Source organism: Micromonospora sp. D75, from assembly GCF_018070405.1.
Classification (GTDB): Bacteria; Actinomycetota; Actinomycetes; order Mycobacteriales; family Micromonosporaceae; genus Micromonospora; species Micromonospora chalcea.
Window position 1 is genome coordinate 1 of sequence record NZ_JAGPXV010000413.1, and the last position, 5,380, is coordinate 5,380.

The window sequence follows — 5,380 nt, forward strand, 5'->3', positions numbered from 1 at the left end:
GCGCGGGGTTTCTGGTTGGTGTGTGGTTGTTCTTTGAGAACTCAACAGGGTGCTTGTAAAGCCAGTGCCAATTGTTTTATACCCCGGACTGGTGGCTGTTCTTTGGAATGGTTGCTGGTTGGGATTCCTTTGGCAACACTTTTGTTGCCAGGATGCTGTTCGACAAAGATTTTTGTTGGAGAGTTTGATCCTGGCTCAGGACGAACGCTGGCGGCGTGCTTAACACATGCAAGTCGAGCGGAAAGGCCCTTCGGGGTACTCGAGCGGCGAACGGGTGAGTAACACGTGAGCAACCTGCCCCAGGCTTTGGGATAACCCCGGGAAACCGGGGCTAATACCGAATATGACCTTGCACCGCATGGTGTTTGGTGGAAAGTTTTTCGGCTTGGGATGGGCTCGCGGCCTATCAGCTTGTTGGTGGGGTGATGGCCTACCAAGGCGACGACGGGTAGCCGGCCTGAGAGGGCGACCGGCCACACTGGGACTGAGACACGGCCCAGACTCCTACGGGAGGCAGCAGTGGGGAATATTGCACAATGGGCGGAAGCCTGATGCAGCGACGCCGCGTGAGGGATGACGGCCTTCGGGTTGTAAACCTCTTTCAGCAGGGACGAAGCGTAAGTGACGGTACCTGCAGAAGAAGCGCCGGCCAACTACGTGCCAGCAGCCGCGGTAAGACGTAGGGCGCGAGCGTTGTCCGGATTTATTGGGCGTAAAGAGCTCGTAGGCGGCTTGTCGCGTCGACCGTGAAAACCTGGGGCTCAACCCCAGGCCTGCGGTCGATACGGGCAGGCTAGAGTTCGGTAGGGGAGACTGGAATTCCTGGTGTAGCGGTGAAATGCGCAGATATCAGGAGGAACACCGGTGGCGAAGGCGGGTCTCTGGGCCGATACTGACGCTGAGGAGCGAAAGCGTGGGGAGCGAACAGGATTAGATACCCTGGTAGTCCACGCTGTAAACGTTGGGCGCTAGGTGTGGGGGGCCTCTCCGGTTCCCTGTGCCGCAGCTAACGCATTAAGCGCCCCGCCTGGGGAGTACGGCCGCAAGGCTAAAACTCAAAGGAATTGACGGGGGCCCGCACAAGCGGCGGAGCATGCGGATTAATTCGATGCAACGCGAAGAACCTTACCTGGGTTTGACATGGCCGCAAAACTGTCAGAGATGGCAGGTCCTTCGGGGGCGGTCACAGGTGGTGCATGGCTGTCGTCAGCTCGTGTCGTGAGATGTTGGGTTAAGTCCCGCAACGAGCGCAACCCTCGTTCGATGTTGCCAGCGCGTTATGGCGGGGACTCATCGAAGACTGCCGGGGTCAACTCGGAGGAAGGTGGGGATGACGTCAAGTCATCATGCCCCTTATGTCCAGGGCTTCACGCATGCTACAATGGCCGGTACAATGGGCTGCGATACCGTGAGGTGGAGCGAATCCCAAAAAGCCGGTCTCAGTTCGGATCGGGGTCTGCAACTCGACCCCGTGAAGTCGGAGTCGCTAGTAATCGCAGATCAGCAACGCTGCGGTGAATACGTTCCCGGGCCTTGTACACACCGCCCGTCACGTCACGAAAGTCGGCAACACCCGAAGCCGGTGGCCCAACCCTTGTGGAGGGAGCCGTCGAAGGTGGGGCTGGCGATTGGGACGAAGTCGTAACAAGGTAGCCGTACCGGAAGGTGCGGCTGGATCACCTCCTTTCTAAGGAGCACCATCCACCGAAAGGTGGCATGGAGCCCGCGGCCCGCGAATGTCGGGTCGGGGTGCTCAGATGGCGGAGACACTGGCAAGTCGGTCGCCGGCAACGGCTGCGGATCCTCTAGTACAGCTGCTCTTCGGGGTGGTGGGAACGAGTCTGTGGTGCGGCTGGGGACGGATGTAAGCACCCTGTTGGGTCCTGAAGGAACAACCCGAGGTGGTTGTTGTTTCAGAGCCTTGAGATGCCCCGTGTGGACGTTGGTCCCGGGGGCGTGAGGCGCCAGGCATGGCCTGGTCTCGCAAACCGTGGCCACGTGGTGGTTGCAGGTGTGGGGCTGTGGGTTGTGGGTTGGTTGTTTGTTGAGAATTGCACAGTGGACGCGAGCATCTTTGTGGTCAAGTTGTCAAGGGCGAACGGTGGATGCCTTGGCACCAGGAGCCGATGAAGGACGTGGGAGGCCGCGATAGGCCTGGGGGAGCTGTCAACCAAGCTGTGATCCCAGGGTGTCCGAATGGGGAAACCCGGCATCAGTCATGTGATGTCACCCGCACCTGAACACATAGGGTGTGTGGGGGGAACGCGGGGAAGTGAAACATCTCAGTACCCGTAGGAAGAGAAAACAATTTAGTGATTCCGTGAGTAGTGGCGAGCGAAAGCGGATTGAGGCTAAACCGGCTGCGTGTGATACCTGTCAGGGGTTGCGTGGTCGGGGTTGTGGGACCCTGCTGAGCAAGCTGACACTTGTTCGAGAAGTTACAAAGCCAGTGGTTAGTCGAACAGTCTGGAATGGCTGACCGTAGACGGTGATAGTCCGGTAGGTGAAAGTTGCTGGTCTTCTGTGGGTGTTCCCGAGTAGCGGCGGACTCCTGAAATCTGCCGTGAATCTGCCAGGACCACCTGGTAAGCCTAAATACTTCCTGGTGACCGATAGCGGACGAGTACCGTGAGGGAATGGTGAAAAGTACCCCGGGAGGGGAGTGAAATAGTACCTGAAACCGTTCGCCTACAATCCGTCGGAGCCTTGCGGGGTGACGGCGTGCCTTTTGAAGAATGAGCCTGCGAGTTAGTGGCATGTGGCGAGGTTAACCCGTGTGGGGGAGCCGTAGCGAAAGCGAGTCTGAATAGGGCGTTTTTAGTCGCATGCTCTAGACCCGAAGCGGAGTGATCTAGCCATGGGCAGGCTGAAGCGCGGGTAAGACCGCGTGGAGGGCCGAACCCACCAACGTTGAAAAGTTGGGGGATGACCTGTGGTTAGGGGTGAAAGGCCAATCAAACTCCGTGATAGCTGGTTCTCCCCGAAATGCATTTAGGTGCAGCGTCGCGTGTTTCTTGCCGGAGGTAGAGCACTGGATGGTCTAGGGGGCCCACAAGCTTACCGAAATCAGCCAAACTCCGAATGCCGGTAAGTGAGAGCGCGGCAGTGAGACTGCGGGGGATAAGCTTCGTAGTCGAGAGGGAAACAGCCCAGATCACCAGCTAAGGCCCCTAAGCGTGTGCTAAGTGGAAAAGGATGTGGGGTCGCATAGACAACCAGGAGGTTGGCTTAGAAGCAGCCACCCTTTAAAGAGTGCGTAATAGCTCACTGGTCAAGTGGTTCCGCGCCGACAATGTAGCGGGGCTCAAGCACACCGCCGAAGCTGTGGCATTCACATTTTAACTTCGCCTGGCCTTGATGCCAGGTGCAGGTGTGTGGATGGGTAGGGGAGCGTCGTGCCGGGGGTGAAGCAGCGGGGTGACCCAGTTGTGGACGCGGCACGAGTGAGAATGCAGGCATGAGTAGCGAAAGAAGGGTGAGAAACCCTTCCGCCGGATGACCAAGGGTTCCAGGGCCAGGCTAATCCGCCCTGGGTGAGTCGGGACCTAAGGCGAGGCCGAGAGGCGTAGTCGATGGACAACGGGTTGATATTCCCGTACCCGCGAAAGAGCGACCCTGACGAACCTCGTTGTGCTAACCACCCAAACCGGCCAAGACCTTCGGGTTGAGGTTGGGGAGCGTGGGAACCTGGCGGGTAGTAGTCAAGCGATGGGGTGACGCAGGAAGGTAGCTGAGCCCGGCCGGTGGTTGTGCCGGGGTAAGCGTGTAGGCCGTGTCGTAGGCAAATCCGCGACACATGGGGCTGAGACGTGATGCCGAGCCGATTCAGGTGAAGTCAGTGATCCTATGCTGCCGAGAAAAGCCTCTAGCGAGTTCTTAGCGGCCCGTACCCCAAACCGACACAGGTGGTCAGGTAGAGAATACCGAGGCGATCGGGCGAACTGTGGTTAAGGAACTCGGCAAATTGCCCCCGTAACTTAGGGAGAAGGGGGGCCGGAGACGTGAAGCCCCGCGCGGGTGGAGCGTTGTATGGCCGCAGAGAGCAGGGGGAAGCGACTGTTTACTAAAAACACAGGTCCATGCGAAGAAGTAATTCGATGTATATGGACTGACGCCTGCCCGGTGCTGGAACGTTAAGGGGACCTGTTAGCCCGCAAGGGCGAAGCGGAGAACTTAAGCGCCAGTAAACGGCGGTGGTAACTATAACCATCCTAAGGTAGCGAAATTCCTTGTCGGGTAAGTTCCGACCTGCACGAATGGCGTAACGACTTCCCCACTGTCTCAACCACAGGCCCGGCGAAATTGCAGTACGAGTAAAGATGCTCGTTACGCGCGGCAGGACGGAAAGACCCCGGGACCTTTACTATAGCTTGACATTGGTATCTGAATTAGCTTGTGTAGGATAGGTGGGAGCCGGTGAAGCCTATACGCCAGTATGGGTGGAGGCAATCTTGAAATACCACTCTGGTTGATTTGGGTATCTAACTTCGGACCGTTATCCGGTTCAGGGACAGTGTCTGGTGGGTAGTTTAACTGGGGCGGTTGCCTCCTAAAGGGTAACGGAGGCGCCCAAAGGTTCCCTCAGCCTGGTTGGCAATCAGGTGTTGAGTGCAAGTGCACAAGGGAGCTTGACTGTGAGACTGACAGGTCGAGCAGGGACGAAAGTCGGGACTAGTGATCCGGCACTGGCATGTGGAAGCGGTGTCGCTCAACGGATAAAAGGTACCCCGGGGATAACAGGCTGATCTTCCCCAAGAGTCCATATCGACGGGATGGTTTGGCACCTCGATGTCGGCTCGTCGCATCCTGGGGCTGTAGCAGGTCCCAAGGGTTGGGCTGTTCGCCCATTAAAGCGGTACGCGAGCTGGGTTTAGAACGTCGTGAGACAGTTCGGTCCCTATCCGCCGTGCGCGTAGGATACTTGAGAAGGGCTGTCCCTAGTACGAGAGGACCGGGACGGACGAACCTCTGGTGTGCCAGTTGTCCCGCCAGGGGCACGGCTGGTTAGCTACGTTCGGAAGGGATAACCGCTGAAAGCATCTAAGCGGGAAGCTCGCTTCAAGATGAGGTATCCCACCCACTTTGTGGGGTAAGGCCCCCAGCTAGACGACTGGGTTGATAGGCCGGAAATGTAAGCCCGGTAACGGGTTCAGTTGACCGGTACTAATAGGCCGAGGACTTGACTACCAAGCTGCTACGCGTCCACTGTGCAACTCTGAACAAACGATCACCCACAGGGTTGGTTGACATGTTCATAGAGTTACGGCGGTCATGGCGGAGGGGAAACGCCCGGTCACATTCCGAACCCGGAAGCTAAGCCCTCCAGCGCCGATGGTACTGCACTCGGGAGGGTGTGGGAGAGTAGGACACCGCCGGACAA

Annotated in this window: 3 rRNA genes; all 3 read left to right on the top strand. The window is 58.0% G+C overall.

The features are described from left to right. Positions 1-172: 172 nt before the first annotated feature. The 3 genes from KBX39_RS21910 (at position 173) to rrf (ending at position 5,378) form a co-directional block, all read left to right on the top strand. Positions 173-1,687 (top strand): 16S ribosomal RNA (locus tag KBX39_RS21910). Positions 1,688-2,078: 391 nt separating this feature from the next. Beyond that, positions 2,079-5,187: ribosomal RNA gene (locus KBX39_RS21915) — 23S ribosomal RNA — on the top strand. A 74-nt stretch (positions 5,188-5,261) separates the two neighbouring features. Further along, positions 5,262-5,378 (top strand): 5S ribosomal RNA (gene rrf, locus KBX39_RS21920). Together the 16S, 23S and 5S rRNA genes form the textbook arrangement of a ribosomal RNA operon. Positions 5,379-5,380: the final 2 nt, after the last annotated feature.